Origin of the sequence: Streptomyces vinaceus (assembly GCF_008704935.1) — a bacterium.
Classification (GTDB): Bacteria; Actinomycetota; Actinomycetes; order Streptomycetales; family Streptomycetaceae; genus Streptomyces; species Streptomyces vinaceus.
Window position 1 is genome coordinate 5,247,014 of the sequence record NZ_CP023692.1, and the last position, 20,273, is coordinate 5,267,286.

Genomic DNA, 20,273 nt, shown 5'->3' on the forward strand with positions numbered 1-20,273 from the left:
CTGATCCGGCCTGCCCGGTGGTGCTCTTGTCCGCCCGTCAGAGAGGCTGTTTCTGGCTCTCGTAGTCGAGCGTTTCGGGCTGGAACACCCGGTGTTCCCCGGTGCGGACGGCCACGATTTCGGCGGCCCCCTTCTGCAGGAACCTCTTGCCCTCGTCGGCCAGGTCGAAGTTGGCGCGGTCCTCGACAAAGTCGCCGAGTTTCCAGGCGACGACCCGGGAATACCTCGGCTCCTTGGCCTGCGGGGGAGTTCCCCTGACCTCGACCGGCCGGGGGTAGTACAGGGCCACCCAGCCGCCGAAGGTCACCGGGAATTCGTAGTCGAACTGCCGCACCTGGCGCCGCGTCGTGGCCATGACGTCCGCCCGGCTCATCACCTCGAAGCTGACCGACGACTGGTGCTTCCATTCGGTGGTCAACGAGCCGCTGACGGAGCCGGTGATGCCGAGCAGCAGGTCCGCCCACAGCTCACCGGTGCCGGTGGCGGAAGTGGTGGCCGTCGTCGTGCTCGTCGCCTCCGTCTGCGACTCCTGGTCGACGCCCTGGTTGTCCTTGCTGTTCTTCACGGTGGTCTTCTGGTACTGCATCATCGCCATGCTCTTCTGCATCTCCTGCTGGAGCGATGCGATGGATTTGGCCCCGAAGGTGAGCTTCACCTCGCCCTGGAGCGACCAGCTGACCGTGTTCGAGACGGAGAACTCGACTGTGTCCGTCACCGTGATCTTGATGGGGTCGGTTCCGTTGACGTACGTCTGCTTGGAGATCATGTCGGGCGGGGGCTGAGTGATGTCGCTCCGCTCCTCGACGACCGGAACGCCCATGTTCATGAACGCGCGCCACCCGCGCTCCTGTGCCGTCTTCTCGTCCTCGGGAAATCCGCCGTAGCGCTTCTTGTTCAGTGAGAAACCGATGGGGCCGATCTGCTCGCCCCCGCCTTCGGGAGTCCTCTTCAGTGCGCCCCGCAGGTTGTTCCGCTCCAGGATCGCCTCGGCCCTCGCCGGGATTTCGAGCTCGTCCTGGTTCCGCGCGGTGAGCGGGTGGCGCATGAACACGTCGTTGATATAGGCCTTGCCCACATCGCTCTTCGCGCTTTTCTCCGACATGTACCCGAGGTCTCCCTGCTTCGCGGAATTGAATGATTTTTCCGGTGCACGGTGAAACTACGCGGCCGGTGCCAGATGATCATCGAGCGGAAACGGCCATGGGGTGTTAACCGGACAAGCCCGGTGCCACCTGCGCAATCGCCTCCCGGTGGGGGTCCGGACCGACCGCTTTCCCCGGCGGCATGGGGATCGGGCGTGGCTGGAACCGCCGTTCGGGCCGCCGGCCGGGCGGCGGGCGCCCGGGAAGTGGCGGGGATGCGCCGCTGCCGGGGCGTGCCGCGCCCGCGGGGTCGCGGCCGTGGCAGCACCTTGCGGCCCCAATGTCCGGCAGGACACGCCCCGGAAACAATTCTGCAATCTCTTGCGCAATCTCTTGCAGGCCTCTCACCTGGCCCCTACGGTCGCTGCCATCCCCACCTCTCCCGCCAGGAGGCCCCCCGCATGCCTGCCAGAGCCGTCAGAGCTGCAACTCTTTTCGCCGCCACCGCACTTGCCGCGGCCGCCCTCACCGGCCCGGCGCCACGGGCCGCCGCCGCGGCGCCCGGTGACAAGGACGTCACCGCCGTCCTCTTCGAGTGGCGCTTCGACTCCGTCGCCAGGGCGTGCACCGACGCGCTCGGGCCCGCGGGGTACGGGTACGTCCAGGTCTCGCCGCCCCAGGAGCACATCCAGGGCCCCCAGTGGTGGACCTCGTACCAGCCCGTCAGCTACAAGATCGCCGGGCGGCTCGGCGACCGCGCCGCGTTCAAGGCGATGGTCGACACCTGTCACGCGGCCGGGGTGAAGGTCGTCGCCGACTCCGTCATCAACCACATGGCCGCCGGCGACGGCATCGGAACCGGGGGTTCCTCGTACACGAAGTACGGGTACCCCGGCATCTATTCGGGCTCCGACATGGACGACTGCCGGGCCGTCATCTCCAACTACCAGGACCGGGCCAACGTCCAGAACTGCGAGCTCGTTCAGCTCGCCGACCTCGACACCGGCGAGGACTACGTGCGGGGGCGCATCGCCGGGTACCTCAACGACCTGCTGTCCCTGGGCGTCGACGGGCTGCGGATCGACGCCGCCAAGCACATGCCCGCCGCCGACCTCGCCAACATCAAGTCCCGGCTGACGAATCCTTCCGTCTACTGGAAGCAGGAGGCGATATACGGGGCCGGCGAGGCCGTCTCGCCCGGTGAGTACCTCGGCAACGGCGACGTGCAGGAGTTCCGCTACGCCCGCGACCTCAAGCGCGTCTTCCAGAACGAGAACCTCGCCTACCTGAAGAACTTCGGCGAGGCCTGGGGGTACATGCCGAGCGGGCAGGCCGGCGTGTTCGTCGACAACCACGACACCGAGCGCGGCGGCGACACCCTCAACTACAAGGACGGCTCCGCCTACACCCTCGCCGGCGTCTTCATGCTGGCCTGGCCGTACGGCTCCCCCGACGTGCACTCCGGGTACGAGTGGACCGACAAGGACGCCGGCCCGCCGAACGGCGGCTCCGTGAACGCGTGCTACTCCGACGGGTGGAAGTGCCAGCACGCCTGGCGGGAGATCTCCTCCATGGTCGCCTTCCGCAACGCCGCCCGCGGCCAGGCCGTCACCAACTGGTGGGACAACGGCGCCGACCAGATCGCCTTCGGGCGGGGGGCCAAGGCGTACGTCGCCATCAACCACGAGAGCACGGCCCTCACCCGCACCTTCCAGAGCTCGCTCCCGGCGGGCGACTACTGCGACGTCCAGAGCGGGCGCACCGTGAACGTGAACTCCGCGGGGCAGTTCACCGCCACCCTCGGCGCCGGCACCGCACTCGCCCTGCACGTGGGCGCCCGTACCTGCGGCGGAGGTGGGACCACGCCCCCGCCGGCCGCCGCGGGCGCCTCGTTCGCCGTCAACGCCACCACTGCCGTCGGACAGAACATCTACGTCACCGGGGACCGCGCCGAGCTCGGCGGCTGGAACACCGCCAGCGCCCTCAAGCTGGACCCGGCGGCGTACCCCGTCTGGAAGCTGGACGTGTCCCTCCCGGCCGGGACCGCGTTCTCGTACAAGTACGTACGCAAGGACGCCGCCGGGAACGTCACCTGGGAGAGCGGCGCCAACCGCACCGCGACCGTCCCGGCGAGCGGAAGGGCCGTGCTGAACGACACCTGGCGCCCCTGACCCGCCCGCACCCACCGACCAGGGCCGCCCGGTGTTCCAGAACCCCGCCATCCGCCGGGCGGCCCTCATCCACGTGACCCGTACACAAGGAGACCCGCCTTGATACGCCCCGCCGCAGGAGTGATCGCCGCCGCCCTGGCCGTGACGCTGCTGCCCGCCCTCCCGGCCGCGGCCGCCGCGCCGCCCGCCCCGCCGTCGGACGCGAAACTGGCCGCCGAGCCCGCGCGGCACGACCTGACCCGGGAGCAGTTCTACTTCGTCCTCCCGGACCGGTTCGCGAACGGCGATCCGCGCAACGACACCGGCGGACTGGCCGGCGGCCGGCTGGAGACCGGACTGGACCCGACGGACAAGGGCTTCTACCAGGGCGGCGACCTCAAGGGCCTGACCGACCGGCTCGACTACATCAAGGGGCTCGGCACCACCGCCATCTGGATGGCGCCGATCTTCAAGAACCAGCCGGTGCAGGGGAAGGGGGCCGAAGTCTCGGCCGGCTACCACGGGTACTGGATCACCGACTTCACCCAGGTCGATCCGCACTTCGGCACCAACGCCGACCTGGAGCGGCTGATCGACAAGGCGCACGCGAAGGGGATGAAGGTCTTCTTCGACGTCATCACCAACCACACCGCCGACGTCGTCGACTACCGGGAACAGTCCTACTCCTACCTCTCCAAGGGGGCCTTCCCCTACCTGACGAAGGACGGGGTGCCCTTCGAGGACTCCGACTACGCGGACGGGAAGCGGAAGTTCCCCGCCGTGGACGCGGAATCCTTCCCGCGGACCCCGTTCGTGCCCGACGCGAAGAAGAACCTGAAGGCTCCGGCCTGGCTCAACGACCCGGCGATGTACCACAACCGGGGCGATTCCACCTTCGCCGGGGAATCCTCCGGCCAGGGCGACTTCTTCGGCCTCGACGACCTGTGGACCGAGCGCCCCGAGGTCGTCAGCGGGATGGAGAAGATCTACGAGAAGTGGGTCAAGGACTTCTCGATCGACGGCTTCCGCATCGACACGGTCAAGCACGTCAACACCGGGTTCTGGACCCAGTGGGCCACCGCCCTCGACAAGTACGCCGCCCAGCGCGGGCGGAAGAACTTCTTCATGTTCGGCGAGGTCTACTCCGCCGACACCGCCGTCACCTCCCCGTACGTGACGCAGGGGCGACTCGACGCCACCCTCGACTTCCCGCTCCAGGACGCGATCCGCGCGTACGCCTCCCAGGGCGCGGCCGCCTCGCGCCTGGGCTCCGTACTGGCCGACGACTACCGGTACACCACGGACAAGGCGAACGCGTACGAGCAGGTCACCTTCCTCGGCAACCACGACATGGGCCGCTTCGGGAGCTTCCTGAAGCAGGACCGGCCGGGGGCGGGGGAGCAGGAGCTGCTGGACCGCTACCGGCTCGCCAACGAGCTGATGTTCTTCTCCCGGGGCAACCCGGTGGTCTACTCCGGCGACGAGCAGGGCTTCACGGGCGCCGGCGGCGACAAGGACGCGCGGCAGCCGCTGTTCGCCACGAAGATCGCCGACTACCTGGACGACGACCAGCTCGGAACGGTGCGCACGCATGCGAGCGACGCTTACGATCCGGGACACCCGCTCTACCAGCAGATCAGTGCTCTCTCGAAGCTGACCAAGGAACACCCGGCGCTGCGGGACGGCGTCCAGAGCGAACGTTTCGCCGACGGGTCCGTCTACGCCTTCGCCCGCACCGACGCCCGCTCCCGCACGGAGTACCTCGTCGCCGCCAACAACGCGGCCCAGGCCCGCACCGTCGAACTCGACGCACCGGCCGGCGCCCAGTACCGCACCCTCTACGGCGGCACCGGCCTGCTCCGCGCCTCCGCGGCCGGCAAGCTCACCGTCACCGTCCCGGCCCTCGGCTCGGTGGTCCTCCAGGGCGCCGCCCCCCTCGCCGCCCCCGCCACCAAGCCCGCCCTCACCCTCAAGGCCCCGGCCCCCGGAGCCGCCGGCACGGTCGAGCTCTCCGCCGACGTGACCGGCGGCGGCCTGAACCGGGTCGTCTTCGCCGCGCAGACCGGCACCGGGAAGTGGCAGGTCCTCGGCTCCGCCGACCACGCCCCGTACAAGGTCACCCAGCACGTCACCGCGCCCCCCGGCACCGCCCTGCGCTACAAGGCCGTCGTCGTCGACTCCCGCGGCCGCACCGCGAGCGCCCTCGCCGAGTCCGTCTCCGGCCAGGTCCCGCCCACCCCGCTCCCCACCGCCACCCAGCGCGACTACGCGGTCGTCCACTACCGCCGCCCCGACGGCGACTACACGAACTGGCGGCTGTACGCCTGGGGCGACCTCGCGGACGGCGAGGCCACGCCCTGGCCGGCCGGCCACGACTTCACCGGCCGCGACGCGTACGGCGCCTTCGCCTACGTCAAACTCAAGCCCGGCGCCTCCTCGATCGGCTACCTCGTCATCGACAAGGACGGCAACAAGGACGTCGCCACCGACCGCACCCTCGACGTGACGAAGAGCGGCGAGGTCTGGCTGGAGCAGGGCAAGGAGGCGGCCACCACCGACCGCCCCGCCCAGCCGCCCCAGGACCCCTCCAAGGCCGTCCTGCACTACCGGCGCGCCGACGGGGCGTACGAGGGCTGGGGCCTGCACGTCTGGACCGGGGCCGCGAACCCGACCGACTGGTCCAAGCCGCTGATGCCCGCCCGTACCGACTCCTTCGGCGCGGTGTACGAGGTCCCGCTCGCCGCCGGAGCCACCAGCCTCGGCTACATCCTCCACAAGGGAGACGAGAAGGACCTGCCCACCGACCAGTCCCTCGACCTCAAGGCCACCGGCCACGAGGTCTGGATGCTCGGCGGCCGGGCCCCGTACCTGCTCCCGCAGCCCGCCGGCTCCTCCGCGGCCCTCGACCTCACCAAGTCCGAGGCCGTCTGGATCGACCGCTCCACCCTCGCCTGGAACGCCCCCGCGGCCGCCGCCTCCCTCCAGCTCCTCGCCTCCCGCGAGGGCACGATCACCGCGGAGAACGGAGTCCTGCACGCGGACGGCGCGCAGTGGCTGCGCCTGACCAAGGCCGAGCTCACCGCCGCCCAGAAGCAGAAGTTCCCGCACCTCGCCACGGACTCCGCCTACACCGTCGACCCCCGCGACCGGGACCGCGTACGGGAGGCCCTGCGCGGGCAGCTCGTCGCGAGCGCCCGCGCCGCGAACGGCGCCGTCCTGGCCGCGACCGGCGTCCAGCTCGCCGGGGTGCTCGACGACCTGTACGCGAACACCGCCGCCCTCGGCCCGGTCTTCGAGGACGGCCGCCCCACCCTCTCCGTCTGGGCCCCCACCGCCCGGCAGGTGGCCCTCGAACTCGACGGCCGCACCGTCCCCATGCGCCGCGACGACGCCACCGGCGTCTGGTCGGTGCGCGGCGAGCGCGGCTGGAAGGGCAAGCCCTACCGCTACGACGTGAGCGTCTGGGCCCCGAGCACCGGCCGGATGGTCCGCAACCTCGTCACCGACCCGTACTCCACCGCCCTGACCACCGACTCCACGTACAGCCTGGCCGTCGACCTGACCGATCCGAAGCTGGCCCCGCCCGGCTGGCGCGAGCTGCGCAAGCCCGCGGCCGTCCCCTTCACCTCGGCGCAGATCCAGGAGCTCCACATCCGCGACTTCTCGGTCGCGGACCGCACGAGCGCCCACCCCGGCCAGTACCTGGCCTTCACCGACACCGGCTCGGCGGGGATGCGCCACCTGCGCGAACTGGCCGCCTCCGGCACCTCCTACGTCCACCTGCTGCCCGCCTTCGACATCGGCACGATCCCGGAGAAGGCCTCCGACCGCACCGAACCCGCCTGCGACCTGAAGGTGTACGCGCCGGACTCGCCCGAGCAGCAGGCCTGCGTGGCCGCCGCGGCCGCGAAGGACGCGTACAACTGGGGCTACGACCCGCTGCACTACACCGTCCCGGAGGGCTCGTACGCGAGCGACCCGAACGGCACGGCGCGTACGGTCGAGTTCCGCAGGATGGTCCAGTCGCTGAACGGGGCCGGGCTGCGGACCGTCATGGACGTGGTCTACAACCACACCGTGGCCTCCGGCCAGTCCGACAAGTCGGTCCTCGACCGCATCGTGCCGGGCTACTACCAGCGGCTGCTGGCGGACGGCTCGGTCGCCAACTCCACCTGCTGCGCCAACACGGCCCCCGAGAACGCCATGATGGGCCGGCTCGTCGTCGACTCGATCGTCACCTGGGCCAAGGAGTACAAGGTCGACGGCTTCCGCTTCGACCTGATGGGCCACCACCCGAAGGCGAACATCCTGGCCGTCCGGGCGGCCCTCGACGCGCTGACCCCCGCCAAGGACGGCGTCGACGGGAAGAAGATCATCCTGTACGGGGAGGGCTGGAACTTCGGCGAGGTCGCGGACGATGCCCGCTTCGTCCAGGCCACGCAGAAGAACATGGCCGGCACCGGCATCGCCACCTTCTCCGACCGCTCGCGCGACGCGGTCCGCGGCGGCGGCCCCTTCGACGAGGACCCGCGCGTCCAGGGCTTCGCCTCCGGCCTGTTCACCGCCCCGAACGCCTCGCCCGCGAACGGCACCGCGGAGCAGCAGCGGGCGCGGCTGCTGCACGACCAGGACCTGATCAAGGTCGGGCTCTCCGGCAACCTCGCCTCGTACGCCTTCACGGACAGCGCGGGCAGGCACACCAAGGGCTCCGAGGTGGACTACAACGGCTCCCCGGCCGGGTACGCGGCCGCTCCCGGCGACGCCCTCGCCTACGCCGACGCCCACGACAACGAGACCCTGGCCGACGCCCTCACGTACAAGCTGGCGCAGGGCACCTCGGCCGCCGACCGGGCCCGGATGCAGGTCCTGGCGATGGCCGTCGGCACCCTCTCCCAGGGGCCCTCGCTGTCCCAGGCCGGTACGGACCTGCTCCGCTCGAAGTCCCTTGACCGCAACTCGTACGACAGCGGCGACTGGTTCAACGCCGTCCACTGGGACTGCCGCGAGGGCAACGGCTTCGGGCGCGGCCTGCCGCCCGCCGCCGACAACGCCTCCAAGTGGCCCTACGCGAAGCCGCTGCTGGCCGGCGCCGGGGCACCGGGCTGCGCCGAGATCACGGGGGCCTCGGCCGCCTACCGCGACCTGCTGCGCATCCGTACGACGGAACCGGCCTTCGCCCTCACCACGCCCGAGGCGGTCCAGGCGGCGCTGGCCTTCCCGCTCTCCGGCACGGACGAGACCCCGGGGGTGATCACCATGACCCTCGGCGACCTGGTGGTGGTCTTCAACGCCACGCCCGCCGCCCAGCCCCAGCGCCTCCCGGCCCTCGCGGGCACCGGCTACGCCCTGCACCCGGTGCAGGCGGCCGGCTCCGATCCCGCGGTCAAGCAGGCGGCGTACGACGCGAGGACGGGGGTGTTCACGACCCCGCCGCGCACGGTCGCGGTCTTCGAACGGAACCGGTAGCTACACGACGGTGAGCTGGTCCAGCCGCTTCTCCAGCAGGATCACCCCGTACACGCGACCGTCCTTGCCCTCCTTGTGGGGGTACTCCCCGACCACCCGGTAGCCCGCGGCCCGGTAGTACGCGAGCAGCCGGGGGTTGGTGGAGACGCAGTCCAGCCGCGCCCGCGGCAGTCCGGTACCGGCGATCCGCCGCTCGGCGTGTTCGAGTATCCGCCGCCCGGCCCCCGCGGGCGCGGCCTCGCGGTCCACCATCAGCCGGTGCACGTAGCCGGCGACCGGGGGCTGCACGCCCCAGGCGTCCTCGTCGGACCACCACAGCTCGTACGCGCCGATGATCCGGCCGTCGCCGTCCCCGGCGAGCCACACCTCGCCCTCGCGCATCTTCGCCAGGAAGTGCGCGGCGTCCTTGTCCCCGGGCTTCCACTGGTCGATCCCGTGCTTGCGCATCCACCGGGCGGCCTGGTCGTACAGGGCCACCAGGGTGGCGGCGTCCTTCTCCACGGCACGCCGGAACAGGATCCCGTCATTAATGATCACGGGCGCATTATCACGCGGATGATCAGCGGGGGGCGGGAAGGGTGGCCTCGACGGCCGGCGGGACGAGCCCGACGAGCCGTCCGACCAGCTCTCCGAACGGCCCGTCGGCGGGCTCGTCGGCGAGGATCCGGCCGAGGATGGCGGCCATCTCCGCGTCGTACGCAGCCGATACGGCGGCCAGCGCGGCGAAGTCGTGCACGAGCTGCAGCTCCAGCTCGGCCCGCGGGATCTTCCGCCCCTCCAGCCAGATCAGCGCGGTGGACTCCGCCAGCGACACCCAGGACCGCACCACGAGCTCCAGCCGGGCGGGCGGGTCCTCGATGCCGATGTGGGTCACGATCTGCTCGTACGCGGCCTGCCGGACCTCGTCGATCATCGCGTTGGTCCGGTTGCTCCCGACGGCCGGACCGCCGCGCATCAGCGCCGAGAAACCGGGCCCGTGGTCGTCGACGAACGCGAAGAACCGGCCCATGACGCGCAGCAGCCGGGCCCCGAGCGGCCCCTCCCTCGGTTCTACGAACCGCTGGGCGAGCTCGTCGGCGGCCCGCCGCAGCGCGGCCTCGTACAGGCTCAACTTGCCAGGGAAGTAGTGGTAGACGAGCGGCCGCGATATGCCCGCGGCCGCCGCGATCTCGTCGATCGACACGTCGTCGGGAGACCTGTGGCTGAACAGCTCCAGGGCCACCCCGATCAGCTGCTGCCGCCGCTCCTCGACACCCATCCTGCGCCGCGTCCCGGTAGTCATGCGCCACACCCTACTGGGCCTGCGGCAAGGCTCAGAGATCGAGGACCAGGTGGTCGCCCTGGGCGCGGGAGACGCACAGGAGCATCGAGTCCTCGCGCTCCCGGTCCGTGAGGAGGGTGTCGCGGTGGTCCACCTCCCCCGCGAGGACGCGGTGTTGGCAGGTGCCGCAGAAGCCCTGCGCGCAGGAGTACGGGGTGTCGGGGAGCTCCCGGCGGACCGCGGCCAGGGTGGATTCGTCTGCCGCGACCTCGATCGTGCGGCCCGAGCGGTGGAGTTCCACCGTGAAGGGGCGGGAGCTCCCGGTCGCGGCGGTGGCGGTGAAGCGTTCCAGGTGGACCGGGGTGGCGGGCGGGGCCGCTGCCTCCACCGCCTCCATCAGGGGCGCCGGGCCGCAGCAGTAGACCAGGGTGCCGGGGGCCGCCGCGGCGAGCGGGGTGAGGTCGGGCAGGCCCGCCTCGTCCTGCGCCGTGACGCTCACCCGGGGGCCGTACGCCTCCAGTTCGGCGAGGAAGGGCATCGAGGCGCGCGAGCGGCCGCCGTACAGGAGGGTCCATTCCGCGCCCGCCGCCTCGGCCGCCCGCAGCATGGGCAGGATCGGCGTGATGCCGATCCCGCCCGCGACGAAGGCGTACGAGGGGGACGGCACCAGCTCGAAGCGGTTGCGGGGCGGGCGTACGGGCAGCTCCGCGCCCTCCACCAGCTGCGCGTGCGCCTCGCGGGAGCCGCCGCGGCCGTCCTCGACCAGCCGGATCGCGATCGTGTAGCGGCCCCGGTCCGCCGGGTCCCCGCACAGGCTGTACTGGCGGACCAGGCCCGAGGGGAGCTGTACGTCCACGTGCGCGCCCGGGGCCCACGGGGGGAGCTCCGGGGACTGCAGGGTCAGGACCAGCACCCCGTCCGCCGGTTCCGTACGGGACACGATCAGCGCGGGCAGCCAGCGGCGCGGGGAGTGGCCCGATACCGGGGTCTCCAGCGCGGGGAGGGGCCACAGCGGGGAGCGGGCGACGCGCCCGCGCAGGGCGCGCCGGGTCAGCAGTGCCGCTGCCGCGACCGCCGCCAGCTTCAGGGCGCGGCTCATGCGGTGGCACCGCCGTTCGCGCCGGGGGAGGAGGCCAGGTAGGCGACGGCCTGGGCCGTGGAGCCCTCCTGGGAGGGGTGGTACGTACGCGAGAGGTACGTCGGGATCGACTTGAGCATCGCGCCCGCCGAGGGCAGCGTGCCCTGCCGGCCCGCCCGGAAGAACTGGCCGAGGGAGGCCTTGGCGCCGGGCAGCTCCGGGTCGTTCTCCATGAAGAAGCGGGCGCCCCGCTGCCACAGGAAGACGAGCGCCGTGAAGGCGGTCGCCCAGGTCCTGGCCCTGCGGCGGTAGCCGCCGTCCACGTGCATGAAGAGGTCGAAGGCCACCGAGCGGTGCTCCACCTCCTCCGCGCCGTGCCAGCGCAGCAGGTCCAGCATCACCGGGTCCGCGCCCCGGCGGTCCAGTTCGTCCGCGTTGAGCACCCAGTCCCCGAGGAACGCCGTGTAGTGCTCGATCGCCGCGATCAGCGCGACCCGCTCCATGAGCCACCAGTGACGGGCCCTGCCCGGGGGGAGCGTCCGGTCGCCGAGCAGCTTCTCGAAGAGCCAGTCCACCTGCGCCGTGTAGGGCGTCGGGTCCAGGCCCAGGCGTTTCAGGTGCGGGAGCACGTCGTCGTGGGCGGCGGCGTGCATGGCCTCCTGGCCGATGAACCCGACGACGTCCGCGCGCAGTTGCTCGTCCTTGATGTACGGGAGCACCTGTTTGTAGACGTGTACGAACCAGCGCTCGCCCGCGGGCAGCAAGAGGTGCAGCACGTTGATGGTGTGCGTGGCGAACGGATCGCCGGGCAGCCAGTGCAGCGGGGTGTCCTCCCAGCCGAAGGACACGTTCCGCGCCTTGAGCTCGATGTGCTCCGACGCCACGGGGGCGGGCGCGTGCGGCGTATTAGACATGGCGTCAATGTACTGAGGGGTAAGGGCGAGGAAAACCCCTCTGCGCCCATCAAGTTCGAAGGCCCCCGGGCGCGTGGTGCGCGCCCGGGGGCCTTCCCGTCACGTGCCGCTCCGGCTACCGCCCCGCGTGCCCGCTCGCGAGCGCCCACTCGCGGTTGAGGGCGCCCAGCGGGATCTTGCGCTCGAAGACCGGGGTGCCGAACAGGGAGAGCTGGAGGTGGAGCTGCCCGCTCAGGTCGAAGCCGCCGTACAGGGCCCAGGCGCCGCTGAGGGAGGTCTTTCCGTCGCTGGACGCGCTCGCCTTGGCGTCGGCCTCGCCGCGCAGGTACGGGGCGAAGTCCGCGCTGACGCCGACGGCCCCGTACAGGCCGACGGAGGCCTCGGCGCCGAGCGCGCCCTTGACCTTGCCGGCGGCGGTCACCGTCGCCGTGACCGGCGTGCTCTTGACGTCGGACCGGCTGACCGGCGTCCACCCCTTGCCCAGGGCGTAGCTGCCGCCGACCTTGAAGTCGCCCTTGACGTCCTGCTGGACGTCGAGGGTCACGCGGCCGTCGGCCTCCACCTGGACGTAGCAGGTCAGGTCGAGGTTGACGACGACCGGCACCGGGCCGACCTGGATGACCGGGGCGCTGTGCAGCTTGGCGAACGGGATCCGCTTGGGCGCTCCGGTGCTCGCGGCGGCGCGGCCCTGGAGCTTCCACTGCGAGGACCAGTCGCCGCTCATGCCGAGGAAGGCGCCGCGCGGGCCGGAGCCGGCGCCCGGGGTGCCGTCGTAGGAGAACTCCACCTGAGGGGCGAGCTGGACGAACCCGGAGACCGAGGCGCCGGCCGAGGCGGGGGCGTCCGGGGCGGTGTCGACGGCGGCGTTCACGTCGAGCCGCAGGTTGCCGAGCGGCAGCTTCGCGCCCTCGGGGCCGAACTTCACGCCCCCGGTCTTGGCCCAGGAGAACGTGACGCCCTTCATCAGGGGCTCGACGGTGACCGACGACGGGTCGACGGGGACCTTGCCCTCGGCCTTGTCGTCGTTCAGTACGGAGGCCAGCGTCGTGGAGGCGGTCTTCACCTCGGTGCCGCGGTCGGTCTTCCCGACGACCTCGGTGACCTTGGCGAGCAGGCCGTTGGGGGCGCCGGGCGCCGGCGCGCTGGCGATGACGTCGCCGACGGCGACGGGCTTGTCGGCCGTCGGGGAGGGCGAGGAGGGGGTGGTGGGGGCGGAGGTGGACTTCGTGGGCTTGGGAGCGGGCCCCTGGGGGGCCTTGGTTATGACGGCCCGTCCGCTCGCCGGGTCGTACGAGGCGACCTTCAGCGAGGACTGCTCGGTACGGCCCTTCCCGCCCGCGCGGGCCACGGCCGCCGGAGTCGGCGTCCCCTCCGGCGCGGCGGCCACGTCGAGCTGCTGCGACGTGCCGTCGCCCGCGGGAGCGAGGGTGGCGGGGGCGGCCGCGTCGGCGGCGCCGGTGTGCGGTGTGGACGAGCATCCGGTGGCGGTGAGCGCGAGGGTGGTGATGCCGGGCAGCAGGAGCCGGCGGGCGAGCATGCGCACGTGGGGGAACCTTCGGTCCGTGAGGGGGGTGTTGGTGGTTACCGCGTGGTAACCGGAACCCGATCATGCCATGTGTGCCGTGTGGCCGTCATGTCCGGATCCCGCCAACTCCCCACCCGTTCCTGACGGTTGAAGATTCATCCAGATCGTCGCCGGTCTAGCGGAGCACCCCCGCCTTCGTGCCGTCCGTCAGCTTGCCCGCCAGCTCCACCTGCGCGCCCGCAGGCGCCTTCACCGCCAGCCGGTTGCCGTTCGCCGAACCGGTCACCCCGCCGCCCGACACCGACAGCGACGCGAACTGCGCGCTGCCCGCCGCCAGCACGTACCACTGGCCCGCCTTCGACTTCCACAGCACGCCCGCCAGCACCCGCGGCTCCCGCGCCCCGCACGCCGGCGAGCCCTCCGCCTTCGCCGCCTGCGCCGCCAGCGGCGCACCCGGGGCCAGGAACTGCGCCTGCACCCGGTCCTCCGTACCCGCCCAGGTCTCGGCCCGGGTGCACAGCCAGGTCGCGGTGCCGTCGCCCTCGGGCAGCGGCTGCTTCGCGTACGTCCAGGCGTTGACGCTGCGGACGCCGTGCGAGCGGACCGACGGCAGCAGGCACGCGATCCGCGACCAGTCGCCGAGCTCGGCCCCCTCCGCTACGTCGCGCTCCGCGCCCGGCGCGCCCGAGGTCAGCCGGGCCGGGGTCAGTTCGCCGAGGTCGGTGACAAGCCGGGTGGCGCCGCCGCCGGTCAGGGCCAGGGCGTTCCAGCCGGTGCAGCTGCCCGTCGGGGCCGGGCTCGCCACCGGCGGCGTGACCCCGTCCTTGCCCAGCTTGAGCGCCGTCGGGGCGTCGCCGGGCTTGAGCAGGTCCCGCAGCCCCGCCCCGGTGACCCACGGCGCGGTCAGGTAGCGGACGTTGCCGTCGACCCGGCTCAGCACGAGCGCGGTCGCGGACTCCGCCGAGGCGGCGTCGGTCCGGGCGAAGTCGAGGGCGGCGACCGAGGTGCCGGCGCGGGGCTCCGCGTACCGGACCACGCGCAGGCCGTCGTACAGCAGGACCACCACCGCCTGGTCGACGGCGCCCGCGAACAGCAGCTGCGGCGGGCCCATCGGCGGTCCGGGCGGGGTGCCCGGGGTGGCCGAGGCGACCACCGTCCGGCCCGGCCGGGCCCACACGGCCAGCGCCCGGCGCAGCAGTTCGGCGTCGTCGGTGCGGTCGCCGCGGGCGGGCCAGGTGGAGAAGCCCGTACGGGAGGAGGTACGCCAGGCGGTGGGCGCGACCCGGACCACCTTGCCCGGGTCCAGCGCCTGCTCGGCCGCCGCGTTGAGCGCGTACGGCGGGGCCGCCGCCCCGTCCGCGCCCCAGCCGCCACCGGGCAGCGCGAGCAGCGCCCCGCACACGGCGAGGGCGGCCGCGGCGGCCAGACCGGCCCGCCCGAAGCGGCGCCGGCGCAGCAGGTCGGTGGGGCGTGCCTGGAGCACGCACGGATCGAACTCCGGCGAGGCGAACAGGGCGTCGTTGGCCGGATCCCCCGATTCCGCGACCGCCGCGGCGGGGTTCGCGACCCCGGCCTCGGCGAGCACCCGCAGCACCTCCGGCTCCGGCAGCCGCTCCAGGGCGCGCAGGACGCAGGCCGCCCGGCCGGGGCCGTCGAGGGTGGCCAGCCACTGGTCCAGGGCCAGCTCCTCGGCCCCGCCGGAGCGCGGGAACAGCCGCAGGCCCCACACCTGGGGGAGCAGCGGAGGCAGTTGGGCCCGCCGGGGCAGCGCCTTGAACGTGAGCGGGATCCCGGCCTCCAGGGCGGCGCGCAGCACCCTCAGCCGTACGTACGCGTACCCCGGATCGGCGCCCGCCGTCCCCCGCTGGCCCGGGACCCCGCCCTGTACGGCGGCAGCGGCGGCGGCCTCCGCACCGGCGCCGCGCCGCCCGCGCGGGAGCGCCCGCTGGGCCAGCGAATGGGCGGTCAGTACCCGCCGGTTGCGGCCCAGGGCGGGCGGCAGCACCAGATAGGCGAGCCGCACCAGCCGCGGGTAGTGCTCGACGATGGCCGCCTCGGCCAGTTCGACGTCGGGAGGCGGTACGGGAGACGGGGGGCGGGTGGCGGTGTCCGGCGCAGTCACGTTCAGCAGAACGAGCGAATCGTCGGATGGTCACCCGTCCCCGGGTCCCACGTTCGGGTCAAACGGCGCCCGGCCGGACGGGGACCGGGCCGCCCCCGGTCATTGCGCCAGTCGGGTGCGCAGGGCCTCGACGGCCTCGTCGGGGACGCCGAGCCCCTCGCGCACGTACTTCTCCATCGAGCCGTAGCGCGTGCCGACCTCGTCGAGCGCGGCCTGCAGGTACTCCGGGAAGACCCCGATCAGGCCCAGCGCGATGTCCGGGTTGCCGCCGGCGACCGTGAAGCCCTCGATCAGCGGGGCGAACGCCTGCTTGACCGCCGGGTTGACGGAGAGGTACTCGTCCATCAACGTCTCGTCGTCCGCGCCGAGCAGCGAGAGGAGGACGGTCGCGCCCCAGCCCGTACGGTCCTTGCCGGCGGTGCAGTGGAACAGCAGCGGGCCGGCCTGCGGGTCGGCGAGCTCGGTGAGCAGGGTCCGGTACGCGGCCTGCGCGGAAGCGGTGGACACGAAGGACCGGTAGGTGTCCGCGAACAGCGCCTGCACCTTGCCGCCGCCCAGGTGTTCCTCCGCCATCGCCGGGTCGGACAGCAGGTCCTTCAGCTGCGTGGCGGCCGGGATTTTCCCGGCGTTCAGCTTGTCGGCGAGGACGTCCTCGACCAGGAGGCGCACGCCCTCGGGTATCCGGTCCGGGTGGGCGGCGCGCTCGGCGTCGGTGCGGAAGTCGACGACCGTACGCAGGCCCAGCGCGGCCACGACCGGGTCGGCGGCCACGTCGAGCCGGTCGAGCTGGCCGGAGCGCAGGACCAGGCCGGGGCGGACGGTGCGGCCGCCGGAGAGGGGGGTGCCGCCGAGGTCGCGGAGGTTGGCGACGGTGGTGGAGGGGGTGGTCGTGGTCATCGTGGCGGCTCCAGCGGTGTGGGTGCGGCGGGGGTGGTGCGGGTGGTGCGGGTGGTGCGTGCGGTCCGGGTGGTACGGGCGATGCGGGCGGTCCGGTGGTGCCCTGATGTGATGGCTATTCGTTCATCCGATTTTCAGGTGTTTCGTCCCGGATAGGTAATCGAGGACGAGGGACAGCCCGACCCCGATCCCCAGTGCCGCCAGGTGCCCCGCGTCCGTGAAGGTCCGCTCCCGCTTGAGCACCGGCCCCGCGGCGAGCGCCAGCAGCCCGACCCGGGCCGCCGTACGGACCGGACCGCGCGGCAGCGCGGAGGTGAGCGCGCCGAGCACCGCGTTGAAGCCGTAGCTCGCGCCCACGTCCAGCGCCCGCCGGGTCGGGGTGTCGGCCGTCCCGCGCAGGGCGCCGAACACGAGGAGCGTCGCCGCGGCGTGTCCGAAAAGGAACACCCCGACCGTCCACCACGCCCCGTAGGCGTACTCCGCGTACCCGAGGACCGCCACGAGCAGCAGCGCGTACGGCAGCGGCATGGGCTCCTCGACGACGAAGGCGCTGCTCAGCAGGGTCTCCCAGCGGCCGGCCGCGAGATTGTCGACATTCGTCGAGCAGCCCCGCAGCACCCGCTCGCGCTCCGCCCGCCCCTGTCGCTCCAAGGCGTAGGCCCCGAGCTGGAGCCCGCCCGCGTACACCACGCCGAGGGCCGGCGGCGGCCACAGCAGTGAATTCATCAGATCATGATCGGATACGACCCTGGGACTGGCGGAGCCGGGGCCCGTGCGAGCATGTTTCAGCCATGTCAGGAACCCCCGCGCCGCTGCGCGCCACACGGGCCGCGATGTTCGCGGCGGTGTGCACCGCCTTGGGTGCGGTGGGGCATTCGTACATGTCTGGCACGGACATTCCCCCAATAGGCCTTCTGGGTGCATTCGGGGTGACGGGCGGGCTCGCGTGGCTCGGCGCGGGGCGCCGCCGGGGGCCGGCCGGGATCAGCGCGGCGCTCCTCGCCGTGCAGGGAGTTCTGCACCTGCTCTTCTCGGGCAGCCAGGCGGGGCAGGGCGGTCACCGGGCCCCGGTGTCGGCTCCCCTGCCCATGCCCGGGCCGATGCCCGCCCACCACCACATGGCCGGCATGGCGGACGCCCAGGGCATGGCGGACGCCCACGGCATGGCCGATATGGCCGACATGGCCCACATGAGCGACATGGCCGGCACGGCCGGGCACGGCGGCTTCGGCATGACCGCCGCGCACGTGCTCGCCGGTCTGTTCTGCGCCGCCTGGCTGGCCTGGGGCGAGGCGGCCGTGTTCCGGCTGGCCCCGGTCCTCGGCGCCGCCGCGCTGCTGGCGGCCCGGCCGCTCGGCCGCGCCTTCGCGCTGCTCCGGGCCCGGTCGGCCCCCGTACCGGCGCCGCCCGCGCCCCGGCCCTCGTACGAACCCCCGCGCGGGCTGCGCGGAGCGGTGCCCGCCCACACCCTGGTGCGCCGCGGCCCGCCCCGGGGGCCCCACACCCGCGCCACGGCCCCCGGCCGCAGCGCCCTCGCCGTCTGACGGACCGGCCGAGGGGCGAGACCTGGGGCCGGTTCACCCCACGTCTGCGCCAATGCGCCCACACCTAGGACCCACATGTCCCTTGACGAGGTTCAGGACGTCCGTACCCCGGACGCCGCCGCGACCCCCGATACGCCCGCCGCACCCTCCAAGCCCGGAGCCTGGGCCGCCCTGCGGCCCCTGCTCCTGCGCATGCACTTCTACGCGGGGGTCCTGATCGCCCCGCTGCTCTTCCTCGCCGCGGCCACGGGCCTGCTGTACGCGGGCTCCTGGCAGGCCGAAAAGATCATCTACTCCGACGAGTTGACCGTCTCCGAGGTCAGCGAGAGCACCGTGCCGCTCAGCGCCCAGCTCACGGCCGCCCGGGCCACCGTGCCGGACGGCAAGGTCGTGGGCGTGTGGCCCGCGCCCGACGCCGAGGCGACCACCCGCGTGATCATGGAGGCTCCGGGTCTGGCCGAGGGGCAGACCCGGACCGTGTTCGTGGACCCGTACTCCGCCCACGTCAACGGAGTGCTGACCACCGAGGGCGACGCGCTGCCGCTGCGCGCCTGGCTCAGCGAGTTCCACTCCAGCCTCCAGCTCGGCGAGTTCGGGCGGAACTACAGCGAACTCGCCGCGAGCTGGCTCTGGGTCGTCGCACTCGGCGGCCTCGCCCTGTGGATCGGCCGCCGCCGCTCCCGCAAGGCCCTGCTCGTCCTGCCCGACCGCGCCGCCACCGGCCGCCGCAAGACCCTGTCCTGGCACGGAGCCGTCGGCCTGTGGGCCGTCGCCGGACTCGTCGCGCTCTCCGCCACCGGCCTGACGTGGTCGAAGTACGCGGGCGAGCACATCGGCCGGGTCCAGGACGGGCTCGGCGGCGCCACCCCCTCGGTCTCCGCGGCCCTCGCCCCCGGTTCGGCCGCCGGCTCCGACGAGCACGCGGGGCACGCCGGGCACGGCATGCCCGAGGGCATGGAGATGCCCGCGGCCCCGGCCGCCGCCGACATCGGCATCGACAGGGCCGTCGCCGCCGCCCGCGCCGCCGGGGTCACCCACGAACTGCGCGTCACCCTGCCCGCCAAGGGCAACGGCTACGTCGTCAAGGAGCAGGACAAGCAACTGCCGGTCCACCTCGACTCGGTCTCCGTCGACCCCGCCGACGGCCGGATCATCGACGAACTGCGCTTCGCCGACTACCCCGTGCTCGCCAAGCTGACGCGCTTCGGCATCGACCTGCACATGGGCAAGACCCTCGGCCTCGCCAACCAGATAGCCCTCGGCGCGCTCGCCGTCGCCGTGATGTTCCTGGTGTTCTGGGGCTACCGCATGTGGTGGCTGCGCCGGCCCACCAAGGACCGCACCCTGTCGGCCGGCCGCCCGCAGCCGCGCGGAGCCTGGCGCAAGGTCCCGCCGGCGGTGCTGCTCCCGCTCGCCGCGGTGACCGCGGTGGTCGGGTGGTTCGTACCGATGCTCGGCATCAGCCTGGTCGCGTTCCTCGTGGTCGACGTGGTGCTCGGAGCGATCGCGGCGCGCCGCGCGGCCTAAGCCCCACGCGGCGGGTGGGCCCGTACTCCGCTCGGGGGTACGGGCCCGCCCGCCGGCCGGCTCAGGGCGCGTACTTGTAGCCCACGCGGCGCACGGTCTGGATCGCGCCGCGGTGCGCCGCGCCCAGCTTGCGGCGCAGGCGGGCGACGTGGACGTCCACGGTCCGGCCGTCGCCGACGTGGCCGTAGCCCCAGACCGTGGTCACCAGCTGGTCCCGGCTGTGCACCCGGTGCGGGTGTGCGACCAGGTGGGCCAGCAGCTCGAACTCCAGGTACGTCAGGTCGAGCACCCGGCCGTCGACCTCGGCGGTGCGCTGGGCGGAGTCGATGCGGACCAGCTCGTCCCCGGCGGTGGCGGCCGCCGCCGGGGGCTGGGGAAGGGGTTGCGGAACGGCCTGGGGGGCGAAGGCGATCGGCGGCAGATCGTCCGACCCGGCCGGTACGAGGACCAGGTAGCCGACCATCGGCGGCTGACCCGGCAGCGCCGGAACGGCGTGCTGCGGCGCGGGCAGCCAGGTGGCGCCCGGCGGCAGGAGGTCGACCACGCGGGCGACCTCGTTGCGGTCCACGGCGCGCAGCCGCTGGCGCGGACTGGGCGGGTAGGCGAGGGGCGCGGTCGCAGCGGTCGCGGCGGAGGCGGCGGAAGTCAGGGAACGGGTGTGAGACATGAGTGGTCAGCTCTTTCACGCGAAGTGGCAGGCAGGAGAG

General features: G+C 72.9%; 14 protein-coding genes. 4 read left to right on the forward strand and 10 right to left on the reverse strand.

Annotated elements, in window-relative coordinates; translation table 11 throughout:
- Positions 1-37: 37 nt before the first annotated feature.
- Positions 38-1,102 carry a gluconolaconase gene (locus tag CP980_RS23675; protein WP_150529034.1) on the reverse strand — a complete coding sequence of 355 codons (1,065 nt, stop codon included), beginning with the start codon at positions 1,100-1,102 and terminating at the stop codon, positions 38-40.
- Positions 1,103-1,543: 441 nt separating this feature from the next.
- Between CP980_RS23675 and CP980_RS23680 the strand changes: the two genes are divergently transcribed.
- Together CP980_RS23680 and pulA are read left to right on the forward strand one after the other, a co-directional pair.
- Positions 1,544-3,253, forward strand: a complete 1,710-nt coding sequence (locus CP980_RS23680; RefSeq protein WP_150529035.1) for a carbohydrate-binding module family 20 domain-containing protein — start codon at positions 1,544-1,546, stop codon at positions 3,251-3,253.
- A 99-nt stretch (positions 3,254-3,352) separates the two neighbouring features.
- Positions 3,353-8,698, forward strand: a complete 5,346-nt coding sequence (pulA, locus tag CP980_RS23685; protein WP_150529036.1) for a pullulanase-type alpha-1,6-glucosidase — start codon at positions 3,353-3,355, stop codon at positions 8,696-8,698.
- On the opposite strand, the gene CP980_RS23690 is transcribed toward pulA, so the two are convergent.
- The 8 genes from CP980_RS23690 to CP980_RS23725 all read right to left on the reverse strand — a co-directional run bounded on the left by CP980_RS23690 (position 8,699) and on the right by CP980_RS23725 (position 17,221).
- On the reverse strand, positions 8,699-9,235 hold the full coding sequence (locus CP980_RS23690; RefSeq protein WP_132755760.1) for a GNAT family N-acetyltransferase: 537 nt from the start codon (positions 9,233-9,235) through the stop codon (positions 8,699-8,701).
- A 22-nt stretch (positions 9,236-9,257) separates the two neighbouring features.
- A complete protein-coding gene (locus CP980_RS23695) occupies positions 9,258-9,980 on the reverse strand; it encodes a TetR/AcrR family transcriptional regulator (RefSeq protein ID WP_132755762.1) in 723 nt (240 codons plus the stop codon).
- A 31-nt stretch (positions 9,981-10,011) separates the two neighbouring features.
- The gene (locus CP980_RS23700; RefSeq protein WP_132755764.1) at positions 10,012-11,058 is read right to left on the reverse strand and encodes a PDR/VanB family oxidoreductase; all 1,047 of its coding nucleotides are present in this window, start codon (positions 11,056-11,058) and stop codon (positions 10,012-10,014) included.
- A complete protein-coding gene (locus tag CP980_RS23705) occupies positions 11,055-11,951 on the reverse strand; it encodes a metal-dependent hydrolase (RefSeq protein WP_132755766.1) in 897 nt (298 codons plus the stop codon). Before CP980_RS23705 ends, CP980_RS23700 begins: the two co-directional genes overlap by 4 nt.
- A gap of 115 nt (positions 11,952-12,066) precedes the next feature.
- Entirely contained in the window at positions 12,067-13,494 is a 1,428-nt protein-coding gene (locus CP980_RS23710; RefSeq protein WP_150529037.1) for a hypothetical protein, read from the reverse strand.
- A 157-nt stretch (positions 13,495-13,651) separates the two neighbouring features.
- Complete coding sequence (locus tag CP980_RS23715; protein ID WP_373312937.1) at positions 13,652-15,598, reverse strand: hypothetical protein; 1,947 nt, start codon at positions 15,596-15,598, stop codon at positions 13,652-13,654.
- Between the two features lie 99 nt (positions 15,599-15,697).
- Positions 15,698-16,495, reverse strand: a complete 798-nt coding sequence (locus CP980_RS23720; RefSeq protein ID WP_150529038.1) for a tyrosine-protein phosphatase — start codon at positions 16,493-16,495, stop codon at positions 15,698-15,700.
- Between the two features lie 123 nt (positions 16,496-16,618).
- Positions 16,619-17,221, reverse strand: a complete 603-nt coding sequence (locus CP980_RS23725; protein ID WP_150529039.1) for a rhomboid-like protein — start codon at positions 17,219-17,221, stop codon at positions 16,619-16,621.
- Positions 17,222-17,424: 203 nt separating this feature from the next.
- On the opposite strand from CP980_RS23725, the gene CP980_RS23730 reads away from it, so the two are divergent.
- Positions 17,425-18,039: a hypothetical protein gene (locus CP980_RS23730; RefSeq protein WP_229907211.1), complete on the forward strand. Its 615-nt coding sequence runs from the start codon at positions 17,425-17,427 to the stop codon at positions 18,037-18,039.
- A gap of 75 nt (positions 18,040-18,114) precedes the next feature.
- A complete protein-coding gene (locus CP980_RS23735) occupies positions 18,115-19,566 on the forward strand; it encodes a PepSY-associated TM helix domain-containing protein (RefSeq protein WP_150529040.1) in 1,452 nt (483 codons plus the stop codon).
- A gap of 61 nt (positions 19,567-19,627) precedes the next feature.
- Here the strand turns inward: CP980_RS23735 and CP980_RS23740 are convergent, their stop codons facing one another.
- Complete coding sequence (locus CP980_RS23740) at positions 19,628-20,233, reverse strand: winged helix-turn-helix domain-containing protein (RefSeq protein WP_150529041.1); 606 nt, start codon at positions 20,231-20,233, stop codon at positions 19,628-19,630.
- Between the last annotated feature and the right edge of the window lie 40 nt (positions 20,234-20,273).